This window comes from Streptomyces sp. NPDC048411, assembly GCF_040704695.1.
GTDB lineage: Bacteria > Actinomycetota > Actinomycetes > Streptomycetales > Streptomycetaceae > Streptomyces.
Genome location: NZ_JBEZKL010000164.1, coordinates 1 through 15,321 on the forward strand (window position 1 = coordinate 1; position 15,321 = coordinate 15,321).

General features: G+C 71.2%; 13 protein-coding genes. 8 read left to right on the top strand and 5 right to left on the bottom strand.

Annotated elements, in window-relative coordinates; genetic code table 11:
* Positions 1-216: 216 nt before the first annotated feature.
* From AB0915_RS34465 to AB0915_RS34475, 3 genes are all read left to right on the top strand, one after another.
* Positions 217-879: a ScbR family autoregulator-binding transcription factor gene (locus tag AB0915_RS34465; protein ID WP_366694819.1), complete on the top strand. Its 663-nt coding sequence runs from the start codon at positions 217-219 to the stop codon at positions 877-879.
* 145 nt (positions 880-1,024) lie between these two features.
* Complete coding sequence (locus AB0915_RS34470) at positions 1,025-1,426, top strand: MazG-like family protein (RefSeq protein WP_366694820.1); 402 nt, start codon at positions 1,025-1,027, stop codon at positions 1,424-1,426.
* Between the two features lie 113 nt (positions 1,427-1,539).
* Positions 1,540-2,442 (top strand): glycosyltransferase, encoded by a 903-nt coding sequence (locus AB0915_RS34475; protein WP_366694821.1) that lies wholly within the window; start codon positions 1,540-1,542, stop codon positions 2,440-2,442.
* A 53-nt stretch (positions 2,443-2,495) separates the two neighbouring features.
* Here the strand turns inward: AB0915_RS34475 and AB0915_RS34480 are convergent, their stop codons facing one another.
* Together AB0915_RS34480 and AB0915_RS34485 are read right to left on the bottom strand one after the other, a co-directional pair.
* Positions 2,496-2,936 carry a GNAT family N-acetyltransferase gene (locus tag AB0915_RS34480; RefSeq protein WP_366694822.1) on the bottom strand — a complete coding sequence of 147 codons (441 nt, stop codon included), beginning with the start codon at positions 2,934-2,936 and terminating at the stop codon, positions 2,496-2,498.
* Between the two features lie 91 nt (positions 2,937-3,027).
* On the bottom strand, positions 3,028-3,837 hold the full coding sequence (locus AB0915_RS34485) for a hypothetical protein (protein ID WP_366694823.1): 810 nt from the start codon (positions 3,835-3,837) through the stop codon (positions 3,028-3,030).
* A 731-nt stretch (positions 3,838-4,568) separates the two neighbouring features.
* Here AB0915_RS34485 and AB0915_RS34490 point away from each other — a divergent pair.
* On the top strand, positions 4,569-5,765 hold the full coding sequence (locus AB0915_RS34490; RefSeq protein WP_366694824.1) for a winged helix DNA-binding domain-containing protein: 1,197 nt from the start codon (positions 4,569-4,571) through the stop codon (positions 5,763-5,765).
* Between the two features lie 253 nt (positions 5,766-6,018).
* Here the strand turns inward: AB0915_RS34490 and AB0915_RS34495 are convergent, their stop codons facing one another.
* Together AB0915_RS34495 and AB0915_RS34500 are read right to left on the bottom strand one after the other, a co-directional pair.
* Positions 6,019-6,948, bottom strand: coding sequence for an LLM class F420-dependent oxidoreductase (locus AB0915_RS34495; protein ID WP_366694825.1), 930 nt, complete (start codon positions 6,946-6,948; stop codon positions 6,019-6,021).
* A 418-nt stretch (positions 6,949-7,366) separates the two neighbouring features.
* On the bottom strand, positions 7,367-7,891 hold the full coding sequence (locus AB0915_RS34500; protein WP_366694826.1) for a DUF2231 domain-containing protein: 525 nt from the start codon (positions 7,889-7,891) through the stop codon (positions 7,367-7,369).
* A gap of 693 nt (positions 7,892-8,584) precedes the next feature.
* Between AB0915_RS34500 and AB0915_RS34505 the strand changes: the two genes are divergently transcribed.
* Genes AB0915_RS34505 through AB0915_RS34515 form a run of 3 tightly spaced genes read left to right on the top strand, consistent with a single transcriptional unit; the run spans position 8,585 to position 11,435 of the window.
* Complete coding sequence (locus AB0915_RS34505) at positions 8,585-8,992, top strand: archease (protein ID WP_366694831.1); 408 nt, start codon at positions 8,585-8,587, stop codon at positions 8,990-8,992.
* Positions 8,993-9,018: 26 nt separating this feature from the next.
* Positions 9,019-10,002 (top strand): CapA family protein, encoded by a 984-nt coding sequence (locus tag AB0915_RS34510; RefSeq protein ID WP_366694827.1) that lies wholly within the window; start codon positions 9,019-9,021, stop codon positions 10,000-10,002.
* A 5-nt stretch (positions 10,003-10,007) separates the two neighbouring features.
* Positions 10,008-11,435: an RtcB family protein gene (locus tag AB0915_RS34515; RefSeq protein ID WP_366694828.1), complete on the top strand. Its 1,428-nt coding sequence runs from the start codon at positions 10,008-10,010 to the stop codon at positions 11,433-11,435.
* Positions 11,436-11,596: 161 nt separating this feature from the next.
* Here the strand turns inward: AB0915_RS34515 and AB0915_RS34520 are convergent, their stop codons facing one another.
* On the bottom strand, positions 11,597-13,072 hold the full coding sequence (locus tag AB0915_RS34520; protein ID WP_366694829.1) for an ArsR family transcriptional regulator: 1,476 nt from the start codon (positions 13,070-13,072) through the stop codon (positions 11,597-11,599).
* Between the two features lie 807 nt (positions 13,073-13,879).
* On the opposite strand from AB0915_RS34520, the gene AB0915_RS34525 reads away from it, so the two are divergent.
* Complete coding sequence (locus AB0915_RS34525) at positions 13,880-15,232, top strand: phosphoribosyltransferase family protein (protein WP_366694830.1); 1,353 nt, start codon at positions 13,880-13,882, stop codon at positions 15,230-15,232.
* Positions 15,233-15,321 lie beyond the last annotated feature (89 nt).

The following is a 15,321-nucleotide window of genomic DNA, read 5'->3' on the forward strand; positions in this document are numbered from 1 at the left end:
TCAGCGAGCGGCGTCGTGCGGCTTCGATGGCAAGGCGGAGGAGGGAGTCGACGCGGAGCGTCGGTGACCGACGACAACGCCGCCAGCGGAGTCGCAGGGCGTCGGGAGCCCACTCCCTGTCGTGGGGCAGGCCGTAAGATACTGGCAGTCCGGTTTCCCCTTTCAGTCAGACCCCTGTGGCGCCGACCACGCCATGACTAGAGAGACTCGTAGCTGATGGCCCAGCAGGCGCGCGCGATCCAGACTCGACGGTCGATCCTGGTGGCGGCCGCCGCCGTGTTCGACGAGCGTGGCTACAGCAGCGCCACCATCAGCGAGATCCTCGCCCGGGCGGGGGTGACCAAGGGCGCGCTGTACTTCCACTTCAACTCGAAGGAAGAGCTGGCGCTCGGCGTGATGGACGTCCAGCTGGACAGTTTCCCGCTGCCACCGCAGCCGACGAAGCTTCAGGAGCTGGTGGACCAGGGGATGATTCTCGCCCACCGGCTCCGCCACGAACCCCTGGTGAGGGCAAGTGTCGGGCTGGCGATGGACCAGGCGGTCGAGGGTCTCGACCGGGGCACACCGTTCCGGGCCTGGATCGACCGGCTCGAACATCTGTTGATCGCTGCCAGGAGCCAGGGCGAGCTGCTGCCGCACGTGCATCCGCGTGAGACCGCCGAGCTGCTGGCGGGCGCCTTCTCCGGAATCCAGGTGATGTCCCAGGTCCTGTGCCGGCGCGAGGACTTGGGGCGCCGGATCTCCGTACTGCTGCATTACGTCCTGCCGAGCATCTCGACGCCCGCCGTACTGGCCACGCTCGACATGTCCGAGGATCGCGGCGGGCGGCTGCTCTCGCGGCTGGAATCCGTGCCGAGCCAGGCCGGCGCCACCGGCTGAATGCTCGGAGCCGCACCGTCCGGCCCGGAATCGTACCGGGCGGTCTGCGAGACTCCCCCGGTTCTCCGGTGTCGGACGGCCAGTCCGGGAACTGGAGTGCACACGAGGACAACCGCCGGTGTCCGGACCTGGCACGCTGCACCTTATGAACGCCGACACGAACGGCCGCCCGGACGGTACGGACACCGACGGTGCAGACCGGTCTCCCTGGGACGTCATCGACCACCTCTGCAGCTGGCTGGACGCGGGAACCGGCATCCGCCCCGAGCAGGATCTCCTGCTGCGGATGCTGAAACTCTCGGAGGAGGTCGGCGAGGTCGCCCAGGCCGTCATCGGGACCATCGGTCAGAACCCGCGCAAGGGCGTCACCCATTCCTGGCAGGACGTGGAGGCGGAACTCTGCGACGTCATCGTGACGGCGATGGTCGCCCTCCGCACCCTCACCCCCGAGGCGCCCCAGGTCTTCGCGCAGCATCTGCGCCGGATCGCGGCACGGGTGCCCTCGCCGGAGCGGACCGGCGAGGCGGACGGCGCCCCCGGTTCCTGACGGCCGCTCCGCTACCGGGCAGCGGCATCCGCACCGTGGCGGGGCGGCGACCGACAGCTGAACATCGAGCGACTACGATCGCGGGCACCGCAGCGAGCTCAGGAGTGCTGACCTTGTCCGAACCGCGCATCGGCGTATCCATCGTGACCATGGGCGACCGCCCGCAACAGGTCGAGGCACTGTTGGCCTCGGTGGCCATGCAGGACGTGCTGCCGGCCCGTCTCGTCGTCGTGGGCAACGGCTCACCGCTCCCGGACTTCACCCGCTTCCCCGGCCTGTCGGGCCTCGCCGGCGGCGTGACCACGATCGAGCTGGACGAGAACCTCGGCTGCCCCGGCGGCCGTAACGTCGCCATCGCGGCACTGGCTGAACTCGGGGACGTGGATGTCGTCGTCGAGCTGGACGACGACGGTCTGCTCGTCGACACCGGTGTGCTGCGCAAGGTCCAGGAGCTGTACGCCGCCGACCCGCAGCTCGGCATCGTCGGGTTCCGTATCGCCGACGAACACGGCGAGACACAGCGCCGCCACGTCCCGCGCCTGCGCGCCACGGACCCGATGCGGCGCGGCCCCGTCACGGCGTTCCTCGGCGGTGGCCACGCCCTCTCCATGAAGATGCTCGCGGAAACGGGCCCCTGGCCCGCGGAGTTCTTCTTCACTCACGAGGAGACCGACCTCTCCTGGCGGGCGCTCGACGCAGGCTGGAAGATCCTGTACGAGCCCGATCTGCTGCTCCAGCACCCCAAGACGTCCCCGGCCCGGCACTCGGTCTACTACCGGATGACGGCCCGCAACCGCGTCTGGCTGGCCCGTCGCAATCTTCCACTCCCTCTGGTCCCCGCCTATCTGGGCACCTGGACCCTCCTCACCGTGGCCCGCACCCGCTCGGCCACGGGACTGCGCGCCTGGGCCGCCGGCTTCGCCGAGGGGGTCCGCACCCCGTGCGGGCGTCGGCAGCCGATGCGGTGGCGCACGGTGTGGCGGATGGCGATGCTGGGGCGGCCACCGGTCATCTGACCCGGACGTGCCGACGGGCGCCCGGTTCGCACGGCGCCCGCCGGCCGGCTCGCTCAGGCCAGTCGCAGATCGATGTAGGGCACACTGTCACCCGGCAGCACATAGCGGTCGAATTCGACGAATCCGTTCGCGTGCGCGAACCTCAGCCCGTCCGCGTTGGCCGCCAGGACAACCGTCTCGATGACGTCCGCGCCCAGCTTTCGCGCCTGTTCCAGCCCTCGTGCGTAGAGTTGCGCACCGATCCCCTGCCGCCGGTGGGCGGGGAGCACCCGGGCGATGACGGTGGCCACCGACGCGTCGCTCGTGGGCGGCCGCACCGTCGAACAGCCCACGAGAGCATCGCCGCGATAGACCACCTCCAACCGGTGGCGCCGGACTCGTTCACGCACCTCGTCGAGAGACAACACGGCCGTGGGAATGATCGTGTTGTGAACGTGCTGCCAGTCCTGAAGCGTGGCTTCGGCGTCCACCTGTTCGAAGCGAAGATCACTCATCGCAGCAGGAAACCGTGCGCACGGTGGGACGTCAACTGCCTTTCGGCCCATCGGACCTCGCTGTCGCACCGGCCCGGACTGTCGCGGTTCCCTACCAGGCGGACGTAGAGCTGGTGGTGACCTGCCACTGATCGAGGATGCCGTCCCAGTCATGCATCGGTGCGGAGTTCATGGTGGTGTGAGAAGCCTGCTGGTCCCACGTCGTCTCCTGGTGCGACGAGCGATGCTGGGTGGGGTAGTACCACTGCCGGGGCTGGGTCACGGCGGGCGCCTCAGCGCCGTCGACGCGGCGGTGACGGCCGGAACGGTCCAGCGGTTGCGCGCCATGAGTGAGGCGGCCCTGCGCCTCCAGGTACCGGGTGCGGGCGACGAGGCGGGGGAGATCGAGACCGAGCTCGCCTGCCAGTACGGAGAGGTCAGCCCCAGTGCTCCACGCGCCGACCAGAACCGCGTCCACGGCCGACGACGACACCATTCCTTGGACCGCCTCGTCGGCAGCGTCCGGGGCGCCCAGGGCCTGAGGGGGGCATGCAGATGGGGCCGGAGCCTCATGGGACACCGGCGTTTCCTCCGGTTCCGAGTACGGCGGGCACCTGTCCGCGTCCTCGGCAGACACATCGTGCGCATCGGCAGCGTGGTGGTCCAGGAGCGCCTTGGCGATGGCCCGGGCATCTTCCTTTCCCACGGTGCGGCGAGCCATGCGCACTTCGCGTTCATGAAGCCCGAGGAGATCCGCGACGGTCCCGTCGCTCCCCAGCGTCACCGCGAACGCAGCCAGCGTCCGCATACGGTTCGCCTGTTGCTCGTCGAGGCTGCTCTGCGCATCGCGCACGTCCTCGTCATTCCTGAAATACGCCCGTGCCAGTACGGCATGACGCTCCCACAGCTCCCTCGGTTCCATGTCGAGACCAACGTCCCTCCACAGGATTTGAAGCGACTTTCGACCGAAAGGCACCAAGAAAGGTGAAACTCCATCTAATCTTGCCGTGTCGGACGGTAGTTACCCAAATGGCGGCTGATCGTTACCACCGTCATGAACGCACCCACTTCCGCTACCGCCATCGGCAGAGGCTCGGCGGCATCCATTCCGCACCCCTCGCAGGCCCTACGCCCTTCTCATGCCCGGCCACGTCCGAGGCCCCAGCTGGATGTGGCTCACGGAGCGCGCGCATCGCGCGAGCAGCTCTCCGGCGCGTTCATGCCGGGTCAGTCTTATGCAGAGACGGCAAGTGACACACCGCTGTACGCCGAACTGGTGGCAAGCTGGTCGGCATGCGCCGCCACGGTGCCCGGCATCCCCGACTCCGAATGGCAGCGCCTGACCTCATATCAGTCCTTCCTCTGTGAAGTCGAGTCGGTCCTCAGGGACCTTCGCCCCCACCGCGCCCCGGACACGCTGCACAGCCCTGCCGGCCCATCGGCCTACCCCATGGTCCTGAAGCAGACCCATGACGCCGCCGCCGGTCACCCGCATACGAGCTGAAGCCGAGGGTCACACTGCCGCAGCCCAGCACCGCGTAGTCACAGGCCGGCCTCGATAGATGCCGGCGTAAGGGCTAGGGTGCACAGCCGGGTACTCCACGCGCGTCGTCGCTGCCGGGTTCATGACATGGGGAATGAGGCGGTCACGGCATGAGAATCACGGCGCGAGCGCTCAACCGCTCCACGCTCGCTCGGCAGTTGCTGTTGGAACGGGAGACGCTCGGTGTCGCGGACGCGGTACGGCGCGTGGTCGCACTGCAGGCGCAACAGGCGGCCTCGCCCTACCTCGCGCTGTGGAACCGGCTCACCGACTTCGACCCGGCCGACCTCGACACTTCCTTCACCGGCCACACCATCGTGAAGTCGACTCTCATGCGGATCACGTTGCATGCCGTCCACGTCGAAGATTTCCGGGCCTTTCGTGAGGCCGTGCAGCCGTCGCTGCGTGCCGCCCGGCTGGGTGACCGCTTCACGGCGTCCGGCCTGACCGCCGAGGACGCCGACGCGCTGGTGCCGGAGCTGCTGGCGTTCGCCGACCGGCCTCGGACGGGTGCGGAGTGCGAGGCGTGGCTCGCACAGCGGCTGGGTACGCCGCTGGACCCCGGAGCGTGGTGGGGGCTGCGGCCGTACACGCCGCTGCTGCACGCACCCACCACGCCACCGTGGTCCTTCGGCTCCCGTCCGTCGTATGTCGCGCCCCCGACCCGACCGGTGCTGGCGAACCCGGAGGTGTCCGCCGCGTCCCGGCAGACGCTGGTCCAGCGCTATCTCGAGGGGTTCGGGCCGGCATCGGTGGCGGACGTGGCACAGTTCGCGCTGATCCAGCGTGCCAGGGCCAGGACGGCGCTGCAGGCTCTCGCCGGTGACGGTGCCATCGAGCGGCTGGAAGGGCCGAACGGCGAGGAACTGTTCGACACCCCGGGCGCATCGCGTCCGGACGAGGACACACCGGCCCCGCCCCGGCTGATGGCCATGTGGGACAGCATCCTGCTGGCCTACTCCGACCGCAGCCGTGTCATCCCACCGGACTACCGCACGCTCGTCACCCGCAGGAACGGCGACGTGCTGCCGACCCTGCTCATCGACGGGTACGTCGCCGGCGTATGGCGTCCGGCCGAGGGAGGAATCGAGGCGACCGCCTTCCGCCCTCTGTCGGACGACACCTGGGAGCAACTCGCCGCCGAGGCCCGGTCGCTGACGGCCTTCCTCGCCGACCGCGAACCGAAGGTCTATCGCCGCTACGACCACTGGTGGAACAAGCTGCCGAGCGCCGAGGCCCGACTGCTCCCCGGAAGTGGCGACGGCGCCCCGAACATCAGCCGGGATCACCCGGCGCTCGACGGGTGAGGGCGCACCCACCAGTTCAGTGAGTGAGCCGATTGGAGCAGTCCGCGGCAGCGACACCATCGGGATCACCGGTCCGCTGGTGCCCCCACGGTCCCCGGCCGACAGGGCGTAGGTGACCAGCACCCGATCGTGAACACCGGCTCATGCGCCGGACAGGCACCGCCGCAATCCGAGGGGCGAATGCGGTGGTGTGCTGTCTGCCTCCGCGATCCGTCCCGCCGGACGGCGGGACGGCGCTTCCTCGGTGCGACCGTCAGACGCCCGCCGCTCGGGCCGCCGTATACACCTCGGCCGCCACGTCGGCCAGTTCGGCGGCGTCTCGCGTCGTTCCCTGGAGGTCCAGCAGGATCTCCGTCACGCCCACTGCCGCATGGGCCACCAGGTCCTCCACGATCTGGGCCACGCTGCCGTGGAAGGGCTGCCGGTCCGCGCCCTCGAACGGCTTGGCGCTGTATCTCGCATTGGCACGGGCACACACCTCGATCGGCCTCTGCCTGCCACGCTCGGCCGCCAGGTCCTGTACCCGCCGCCACTGATCGGCCAGTTCCGTGGTACCCATGGCCACGGGCATCCAGCCGTCCGCCCGGTCCACCAGCCGGCGGGTGGCGCGCGGGCTGTTGGCCGGGAGATAAACCGGGATGGGGCGAACGGGCTTGGGGCCGACCTCGGCCGGTGCGATGGTGGTCAGCTCGCCCTGGTACGAAACCGGGTCCGGGCCCCAGACGGCCGCGCAGACGTCCAGCAGTTCGTCCAGGACCGCGCCGCGCTTCTCGAAGGGGGCGACCGAGGCGGCCGCGTACTCGTCGAGTGACCAGCCGGTTCCGAGGCCCGCGATCACCCGGCCGCCGCTCGCGACGTCGAGCGAGGCGAGCGATCGGGCCAGCTGGAACGGCACGTGGAGCGGGGCGACCAGGACGCTCGTGCCGAGCCGGGCCCGGTCGGTGGCCGCGGCGGCAAGTGTGAGGGTGACCAGCGGGTCGGCGACGCTGCGGTACTGGTCGGGCCACGGCAGCCCCGGTACGCCGTACAGCCCCTGGGTGGCCGGCTCCGGAAAGAGCACGCGCTCGAAGACCCACAGGCTCTCGTACCCGACGTCCTCCGCCGCGCGTGCCACTGTGGCCACGTCGCGACCGATGTCGTACTGCTTCATCTGCGGAAGACCGAGACCGAGCGAGACCGGCATGCGTGCACTCCTTCACGAGGACGGCGAGACAACTACCGTATGCCATCCCCCTATTGCCTGCGGTCAACAAGGCGGGTAAGGGCGGGGGAATGTGCGCCGGCGGGTGGTCGACGGGGGGCTTCCAGGTCGTGCTGCCGTCCCTTCGGCCGGAGCACATGCGGTCGCGTCCGTCGGCAGCACCCGAGAGGCGTCCCATGACCTCGGCCGGTCCCACGACTCCGGCTTCGGGACGTCCGACACCGATCCGTCCGGACAGTGCTGGGCCGATCCGTCCCGGCAACCGTGGCGCGCCCACCCCCTGCGGGCACGAGGGCGAGGTCGTGGGCCTCTTCCGGGGCCGCCGAGGCCGACGCCGACGGCGTGGATGGTGTCGGCGTGCCGGACCCTGGTCGAGCTCCTCTGAGCCAGGCGGCCGTGTTCAGCCCCTGTTGTCGCCGGCTGTGGCGGAGAACCTGTTGTTCCAGGTGGCCTTGGCGCCCGAGTCACCGATGCGGTAGACCTGCACGACCGCGCCGACTGCCACGGCGAGACACAGCACCACCGATGTCGCTCGCAGGGGAGTACTCACCCCTGCCGATGAACCCCTGCCGCCGTCGAACGAGGTGGTAGCTGCATAGGCACGCCGGTAGAACCACCACAGGGCTGCGCTCAGGACGAACAGGCCCACGGCCCACGGCAGGAGCTCGTCGCCCAGGTCCGCGTGCCTTGCCACCAAGGCGTTCTGCACGATGCGCCCCTCCAGCCACTCGCCGGCGCCTGTTGTCAGGGGCACCGAGACCAGGGTGACGAGGGCCAGCAGGGGCAGGGCCAGGCCGAAGCGGCGCATGATGGGCGGCCAGGCGGCGCAGACCACGAGAGCCAGTGCGGTGAGTGGCACGAAGACCACGACGAGGTGGACCAGCAGTGCGTGTGCGGGGATGCCGTTGATCATCGTGGGTTCCACAGATCTGCTCCTTCGAGAGCGCTGCTTGGGGCACAGGACACACGGTGTGCATTCAGGGACACGCAGGGAAGTGCTTCGCGCCCCGCTCGGGACGTTCCGGAGTGGGGCGCGAAGCGAGCGGCCTACGAAGCAGGGGTCCCCGGCCGTCAGGTTCAGCGGGCCGTCGACTGTCTTCGCTTCATGCCCCCATGCGTAGCGTTACTCAACGTGATTGAATGGGTGACAGTCCGTCATGTGCCCCAATCGCCGCCGCAACGGACCTCCCCTGGCGGTATGACCCTTGGGGCTGTTCTCCCTGCCGCGTCTCCCCCACGCGAACAGTCCGACGCGTACGAGCCGGATATCTGCCCTGCCGCCGCACAGCAGCTCGGCCCTGCCGATGGCGGACCGTACGATGCCGGCCGCCTGCCCGGCCGACGATGCGCCCGGCGCCTCTCGGTCGCGGACGAGCTGGATCCGGGGTGTCGGCGGGCGTCCCATCGAGATGAAATCGCCGAGCCCTGGACAGTGACCGCGTGCGTCGCCTCGTGCAGGTTGCCCCGAAGCGGTGTACGGGACGACTCTGGAGGAGGCATCGCCTGCGGATCGGAGAACTCGCCGTGAGGCTGTGCATCCGGAGACTACGGAGAGGTGCCGGCCGTGGACGGTCGGGAACCTGTGGGGAAGCGGCCCGGCGCGCGTGGCCACCGGGCTGTGCCACACACCGCGGACATGCGGGTGGAGGCGTGGTCGCCGACGGCCGAGGGCTGCATCGGCGAGGCGGTGCGCGCGATGGTGGAGGGTTTCGCCGACACGTCCGGGGCCGCAGTCGCCGGGGAACGCGAATACGCGGTCACGGGGGAGTCCGACGAGGACCTGCTGGTTTCCGTCCTGGAGGAGGTCGTCTACCGGATGGATACCGACGGCGAGATCCCACTCGATGTGGAGGTGGGGCCGATCCGGTCGGCGGGGGGCAGCCGGGAGCTGTCGGTCCGTTTCCGGATGGCAGACGTCGGCACGGCCGTGCCGGTCGGTGCGGTACCCAAGGCCGTTTCGCTGCACGACCTGCAGCTGCGCCGCAGTCCCGGCGGCTGGACCTGCCGGGTGACCCTCGACGTCTGAGTGCAGGGCGGGAAAGGGACGGAATCATGGCGCTCACGGTGGCACTGGCCGGCGACACCATGCTCGGACGCGGCGTCGCCGAGGGGCTGCGCCGCTCGCCGGTGCCGGGGACGCTCGTCTCCGCAGGGGTCAGGGAGGCGATCGGGGAAGCGGACCTGTTCGTGCTCAACCTGGAGTGCTGTGTCTCCGACCGCGGGCACCGCTGGCCCGACCCGCGAAAGGCCTTCTTCTTCCGCGCTCCCTCGGCCGCCGCGAAGGTGCTGGCCGAACTGGGGGTGAACTGTGTGACGCTCGCCAACAACCATGCTCTGGACTACGGGTTCGACGCCATGGCCGACACCCGCACCCTGCTGGCCGGGGCGGGCGTCCACGCGGTCGGTGCCGGGGCGAACGCAGGCGCGGCCCGGGAGTTCGCGGTGCTGGAGGCGGGCGGAGTGCGGCTGGCGGTGGTGGGCGTCACGGACCACCCGGAGGAGTACGCGGCCGGGGAGGACAGTCCCGGTGTCGCCTGGGCCGATCTCCATGCGGGCGTACCCGGCTGGCTGACGGAGTCGGTGGCCCGGGCCGCTGCGGCAGCGGATGTCGTGCTGGTGACTCCGCACTGGGGTCCCAACATGACCTCCCGGCCGCCGCGCCATGTGTCGGCCGTGGCCCCGGAGCTGCTGGCGGCGGGAGCGACGCTGGTCGCCGGGCACTCCGCCCATGTCTTCCACGGGATCGCCGACCGGATCCTCTACGACCTGGGTGACTTCGTCGACGACTACGCCGTCGACCCGGTCCTGCGCAACGACCTCGGGCTCCTCTTCCTGGTGACCCTGGACGGCCCGGATGCCGCACATCTGGTTCCCGCGCAGGTGGAGGCGGTGCCGCTGGCCCTGGACTACTGCCACACCCGTTTGGCGCTCGGTGAGGACCGGGAGTGGATCCGTGAGCGGTTCACCACCGCCTGCGCCGAGTTCGGCACCGCCGTCGCCGATCGGACCGGACGGCTGACGGTCGACTGGAGGTGAGGGACGTGGAGATCGCACTGGTGGAGAAGAACCAGTACCGCTTCCGGATCGAACAGCGGGAGCCGATGCGCGTACCCGGGGTGGTGTTCGCCTCGCGGGCGCTGCTGCCGCAGGCGGCGGGGGACAAGGCGCTGGAGCAGGTGGCGAACGTGGCGACGCTGCCCGGCATCGTCCGCGCCTCCTTCGCCATGCCCGACGTCCACTGGGGCTACGGCTTCCCGATCGGCGGGGTGGCCGCCACCGACATCTCCCACGGCGGGGTCATCTCGCCCGGCGGCGTCGGGTTCGACATCTCCTGCGGCGTACGGCTGCTGGCCGCCGGCATCGACCGCGAGGCGCTCGGCCACGACCGGATGCAGCGGCTGATGGACATCCTCGACCGCACCATCCCGCGCGGCATGGGGCGCGGCGGCCTGTGGAAGCTGTCGGGGGCCGGGGAGATGGACGAGCTGCTGGTCGGCGGCGCTCGCTACGCGGTCGAGCGCGGCCACGGTGTGCCACGCGACCTCGCGCGCTGCGAGGACTACGGCGTCCTGGACGGCGCGGCCCCGGGGCAGGTGAGCAAGCGCGCCGTCGAGCGCGGCCTCCACCAGGTGGGAAGCCTCGGCTCGGGCAACCACTTCCTGGAGGTCCAGGCGGTCGACCAGGTCTACGACCGGGCCACCGCGGCGGCCTTCGGGCTGCAGGTGGGCCAGGTGTGCGTCATGATCCACTGCGGCTCGCGCGGCCTGGGACACCAGGTGTGCACCGACCACGTGCGCGTGATGGACCAGGAACTGCACCGGTCGCGCATCCAGGTACCGGATCGGCAGCTGGCCTGCACGCCGGTCGACTCGCCGCGGGGGCGCGCCTATCTGGGGGCGATGGCGGCGGCCGCCAACTACGGCCGGGCCAACCGCCAGCTGCTCTCCGAAGCCGCCCGCCATGCCTTCGCGACGGCGGCGGACGTCGGTCTGGAGCTGGTCTACGACATCTCGCACAACACCGCCAAGCTCGAAACCCACGAAGTGGACGGTGTGGCACGTCCCCTGTGCGTCCACCGCAAGGGCGCCACGCGGGCGCTGCCGCCCGGCGACCCGAGCCTGCCCGAGGACCTCGTCGGGGCGGGCCAGCCGGTACTGGTCCCCGGGACGATGGGCACCGCCTCGTACGTGATGGTCGGCCTGCCCGGCAACGACGCCTTCCATTCAGCCTGCCACGGCGCCGGCCGGGTCTGGAGCCGCCACCACGCGCTGCGCATGGTCCGCGGGGAGCGGCTTCGCGGCGAACTGGAGGCGCGGGGCATCGCCGTGCGCCCCTCCTCGTGGCGTGGTCTCGCCGAGGAGGCGCCGGAGGCGTACAAGGACGTCGACGCGGTCGCCGCCGTCACCGAGGGCGCGGGACTCGCCCGGCTGATCGCCCGCCTGGTGCCGCTGGGCGTCGTCAAGGGATGAGCCGGCACGGAGCGGGAGGGAGGGGCGCGGTTTCCCCGGAGGCCCTGGTCCGTGGGGTCCGTGACAACGGCGGCTCGGCGTGGACCGCGCGATCCCGCACGCCTGATTCGTCGCCGCCGGGCAGGCGGGCTCCGCGCCACGCAGCCGTCGGTGCCAGCGGTTCACTCTCCGTGGTAGAGCCGGTCGGGATCCACCAGGACCACCTCGCCGCGTGCCTCGGCCTCGCGCAGGTGCGGGCTGAACCCGGCCGCGCTGTAGCAGGCCGGCTTCACCCGGCTCACGTCCTCGCCGCGGTCGGCGAGTTCGGCCAGGATCTGGAACTGCTCGTGCAGATGGTGCATGTCCATGGCCTCGTCCCAACACGCCCTGCCGACCGAGAGCAGGACCCCGGCACGGCCGTGGACCTCGCCGCGGATCACCACATCGACGTCGACCGGCCGGTGCCCCTGGGCCTCTGGAAGCGACCCGGCGGAGGCGGTGACGGGTCGGAGGCCGAAGGTGTCCCGGGACGCGAACCCGGTCACCCAGTCCCGGCACACCTGGGCGAAATGCGGCCGGAGCACCGCGGATTCGAAGACGGACCGCGCCGACTTCCAGACCGCTGCGGGGCCCTGCTGCCCCAGCGCGATGCGGTTGGGGCGTATGACGGCGTGGTCGAAGGCGAGCAGCGGCTCGGTGATGCGGTAGCGGGTCACGCCCGGCCGGAAGGCATCGGGTACACCCTCCACGAGGCCGCAGTCACGCAGCACGGAGAGGATGTGGGGCACCTCGGTGTCCGGGCGGTTCAGCCAGTCGGCGATCGCGCCGGGCGTCGAGCAGCCCTCGGCGATGGCGGCCAGGGTGGAGTGGCACAGGCCGCGGTCCCAGCCGTCGGGCTCCTGCTCGATGATGTGTCCGGCCTTCCACAAGAGCGGAAGGCGGGGGTTGAGGACGGTCCGGCACACCCAGGCGTCGAAATCGTCAAGGCCGTCCGGGATGTCCTCGCCGGCCGGGTCGTACCGGAAGGCGGTGCTTGCGCCGACGACGGCGTGGACCTGGAGGGCGAGGCGCGGATCGTCGATGCTCCAGAGCCGCGCGCCCTGCCGGAAGTCCAGGGGCAGGAACTTCAGGTGAAAGTCTGCCGAGGTCGAGGCGGTGCCGAGCAGTCGGCGCATCATCGGCATGGCGCTGCCGCACAGCAGCAGCCGCACCCGGCTGGGCCGGCCCGCCTCGCGCAGTCGGCGGCAGACACTGCTGACGGCGGAGGGCAGTGCGGGGCTCTGCCGGACGAGTTCGGGGAAGCCGTCGATGACGACGGGCAGCGGATGTTCGCTCGCGAGGGTCGCGAAGGCGTCGAGCGCGTCCGCCCAGCAGCTCCAGCGGGTCGGGCGGGTGGCACCGGTGTGACGGGCGAGTTGGTCGCCGAGCCGCCGGAGGGACTCCGCTTCCGCCACGTCCTGGGCTCCGAAGTAGAAGCCACCGGTCGCCGAGGTCAGTTGCTGGAGCAGGAAACTCTTGCCCTGCCGACGGGGCCCGGTGACGATGGCGACCGCGGGCCCGGGCCGGGGATCGCGGGCGAAGGCGACGAGCGCGTCCCATTCGGCCTCACGGTCGAAGAGCTCCTTCGGCCGGGCAGCAGTGGCGGTGGCGGATCGCACGGGTGGGTTGTCCCCTCGTTCGGCGGCAGCCTTCAGACCCAGTAGACCTCCGGGGTGGCCGCCGCGCCTCTCAACGAGCGGGACCGGGCAGCGTATGTCAGGGGCGGGATGCGGTGTGCGGGCCGATGATGCCGCGCGCCGCGGTGGTCCGGTGTCGACGTGGGCGTCCGAAGGCGCAGCGAAGGGGCCGGGTGGACAGCGACGACGCCGTCCACCGGGCGGCACGGGCCCGCGACGGTGGATGGTGCGGGACCGACGCGAACGGGATGTCGACCTGCCCCGTCCGACGGCCGGCACCCCACCGAGGTACCGGCCGCATCATCCGTTCATCCGAATTCATGGGGTGCGGAGGGATGCGTCCCTGGCGCGCCGGGGCGTCGGTCACGGTGGGCTCCCGTGGTGAAGCCGTTCGGCGCTCGCGCCTGCGCGGAACGCGAGTAGCGTGGGGCGTGAGGCAGGGTCGGCAAGAAGTCGGCTGCCATTCACGAGCGTGGGAGCCGCGGGCGGAGCAGCGACGGCGGCCGACCGGTACCGCCGGAGCAGTCGATGGGGTCGGCCGACATCAGACTCCTCCGCACCGCTCGTAGTCGGTGGCGAACCGAAGAGACCGGCTCGACGGCACGCGTCCCGGACGGGCCGCACACCTCACCGGCGACGTGACTCCGACGGCCGGTAGGAGTCGCGAGCGTGCCGCATCGCTGACGAGGAGCGACCGTGAGCGGCAGGTTTCCCGCCCCGGGAATCCCCGGGCGCAGGTGTCCGCGCGGGAGTCGCGGCCGGGTTCTGCCGCATCGAGGAGGCTGGACCATGCACTTCGCTGACCGCCCTGACGCGGGGCGGCGACTGGCCGGGCTGCTGACGCACCTCGCGGGCGAGGACGTCGTCGTCCTCGGGCTTCCCCGTGGTGGCGTGCTGGTGGCGGCGGAGGTCGCCGAGGCCCTCGGAGCGCCGCTGGACATCATCGTGGTGCGCAAGCTCGGCGTGCCCTTCCAGCCGGAGCTGGGCATGGGAGCCATTGGTGAGGACGGCGTGCGCGTCGTCAACGAGGAGGTGATGCATGCGACGCGAACGACCGAGGAGGAACTGGCCGCTGTGGAGGAGCGGGAGCGTGCGGAGCTGGACAGGCGTGCCCGGCGCTACCGGGGCAGCCGACCGCGTACCGGGGTCAGGGGCCGGACGGCGGTCGTCGTCGACGACGGCGTCGCCACCGGGTCGACCGCCCGGGCCGCCTGCCTGATCGCCCGCGGCCAGGGAGCGGCCCGGGTGGTGCTCGCCGTCCCCGTGGCACCGCAGGGCTGGACCGCCAAGATGCAGGGCGCCGCCGATGAACTGGTGTGCCCGAGCACCCCGGTCGGCTTCCTCGGGATCGGGCAGTTCTACGAGGACTTCGCGCAGACCACCGACTCCGAGGTCATCGCCTGCCTCGAGCGGGCGGCGGACCGGCTGTCAGGGAGCGGTCCGCTGGGCTCGGCCGCGCAGGACGCAGCTCGATCCGCCGCTCCGCCCGTTGCGGATCCGGACGTCGTCGTGCACGCCGGACCGGTCCGGCTCGCCGGGCACTTCGCCGTCCCCGAAGGGGCCACGGGCCTCGTGGTGTTCGCTCACGGCAGCGGCAGCAGCCGGCACAGCCCGCGCAACCGCTCCGTCTCGGACTCGCTGAACAAGGTCGGTCTGGCCACGCTGTTGTTCGACCTCCTCACGGCGGAGGAAGAACTGGACCGGGCCAACGTCTTCGACACCGCCCTGCTGGGCCGCCGCCTGACCGACACCACCCGGTGGCTGCTCGAACAGCCCGAGGTCCAAGGTCTCGCGGTGGGCTACTTCGGCGCCAGCACCGGCGCGGCCGCCGCGTTGTGGGCGGCCGCGGAGCCGGGCTCCCCGGCCCTGGCGGTCGTCTCCCGCGGCGGCAGGCCCGATCTGGCCGGGCCCCGCCTGCCGGCGGTGACCGCGCCCACGCTGCTCATCGTCGGAGGCGAGGACGAGGTGGTGCTGGACCTCAACCGCCAGGCTCAGGCACAGCTGCGCTGCGAGAGCCGGCTCGCCGTGGTCCCCGGCGCCACTCACCTGTTCGAGGAGCCCGGTGCTCTCGCAGAGGTGGCGGACCTGGCCACACAGTGGTTCACCGGCCACCTGGGTCGTCGCGCAGGACCGGGAGGTTGAGCGCAGCTGTGCCGGAGCGCGGCCGCCGCCGCGCAGACGCACACCGACGCCCGCCCGAGCGGCACGGTGGGCGGGGGGGGGGGTGTGGA

What these genes read in the sequence shown, in the direction of transcription:
- AB0915_RS34480 (WP_366694822.1), bottom strand. Translation starts at nt 2,936, where the DNA reads ATGAGTGATCTTCGCTTCGAACAGGTGGACGCCGAAGCCACGCTTCAG.
- AB0915_RS34495 (WP_366694825.1), bottom strand. Translation starts at nt 6,948, where the DNA reads ATGCCGGTCTCGCTCGGTCTCGGTCTTCCGCAGATGAAGCAGTACGAC.
- AB0915_RS34485 (WP_366694823.1), bottom strand. Translation starts at nt 3,837, where the DNA reads ATGGAACCGAGGGAGCTGTGGGAGCGTCATGCCGTACTGGCACGGGCG.
- AB0915_RS34525 (WP_366694830.1), top strand. Translation starts at nt 13,880, where the DNA reads ATGCACTTCGCTGACCGCCCTGACGCGGGGCGGCGACTGGCCGGGCTG.
- AB0915_RS34510 (WP_366694827.1), top strand. Translation starts at nt 9,019, where the DNA reads ATGGCGCTCACGGTGGCACTGGCCGGCGACACCATGCTCGGACGCGGC.
- AB0915_RS34470 (WP_366694820.1), top strand. Translation starts at nt 1,025, where the DNA reads ATGAACGCCGACACGAACGGCCGCCCGGACGGTACGGACACCGACGGT.
- AB0915_RS34490 (WP_366694824.1), top strand. Translation starts at nt 4,569, where the DNA reads ATGAGAATCACGGCGCGAGCGCTCAACCGCTCCACGCTCGCTCGGCAG.
- AB0915_RS34465 (WP_366694819.1), top strand. Translation starts at nt 217, where the DNA reads ATGGCCCAGCAGGCGCGCGCGATCCAGACTCGACGGTCGATCCTGGTG.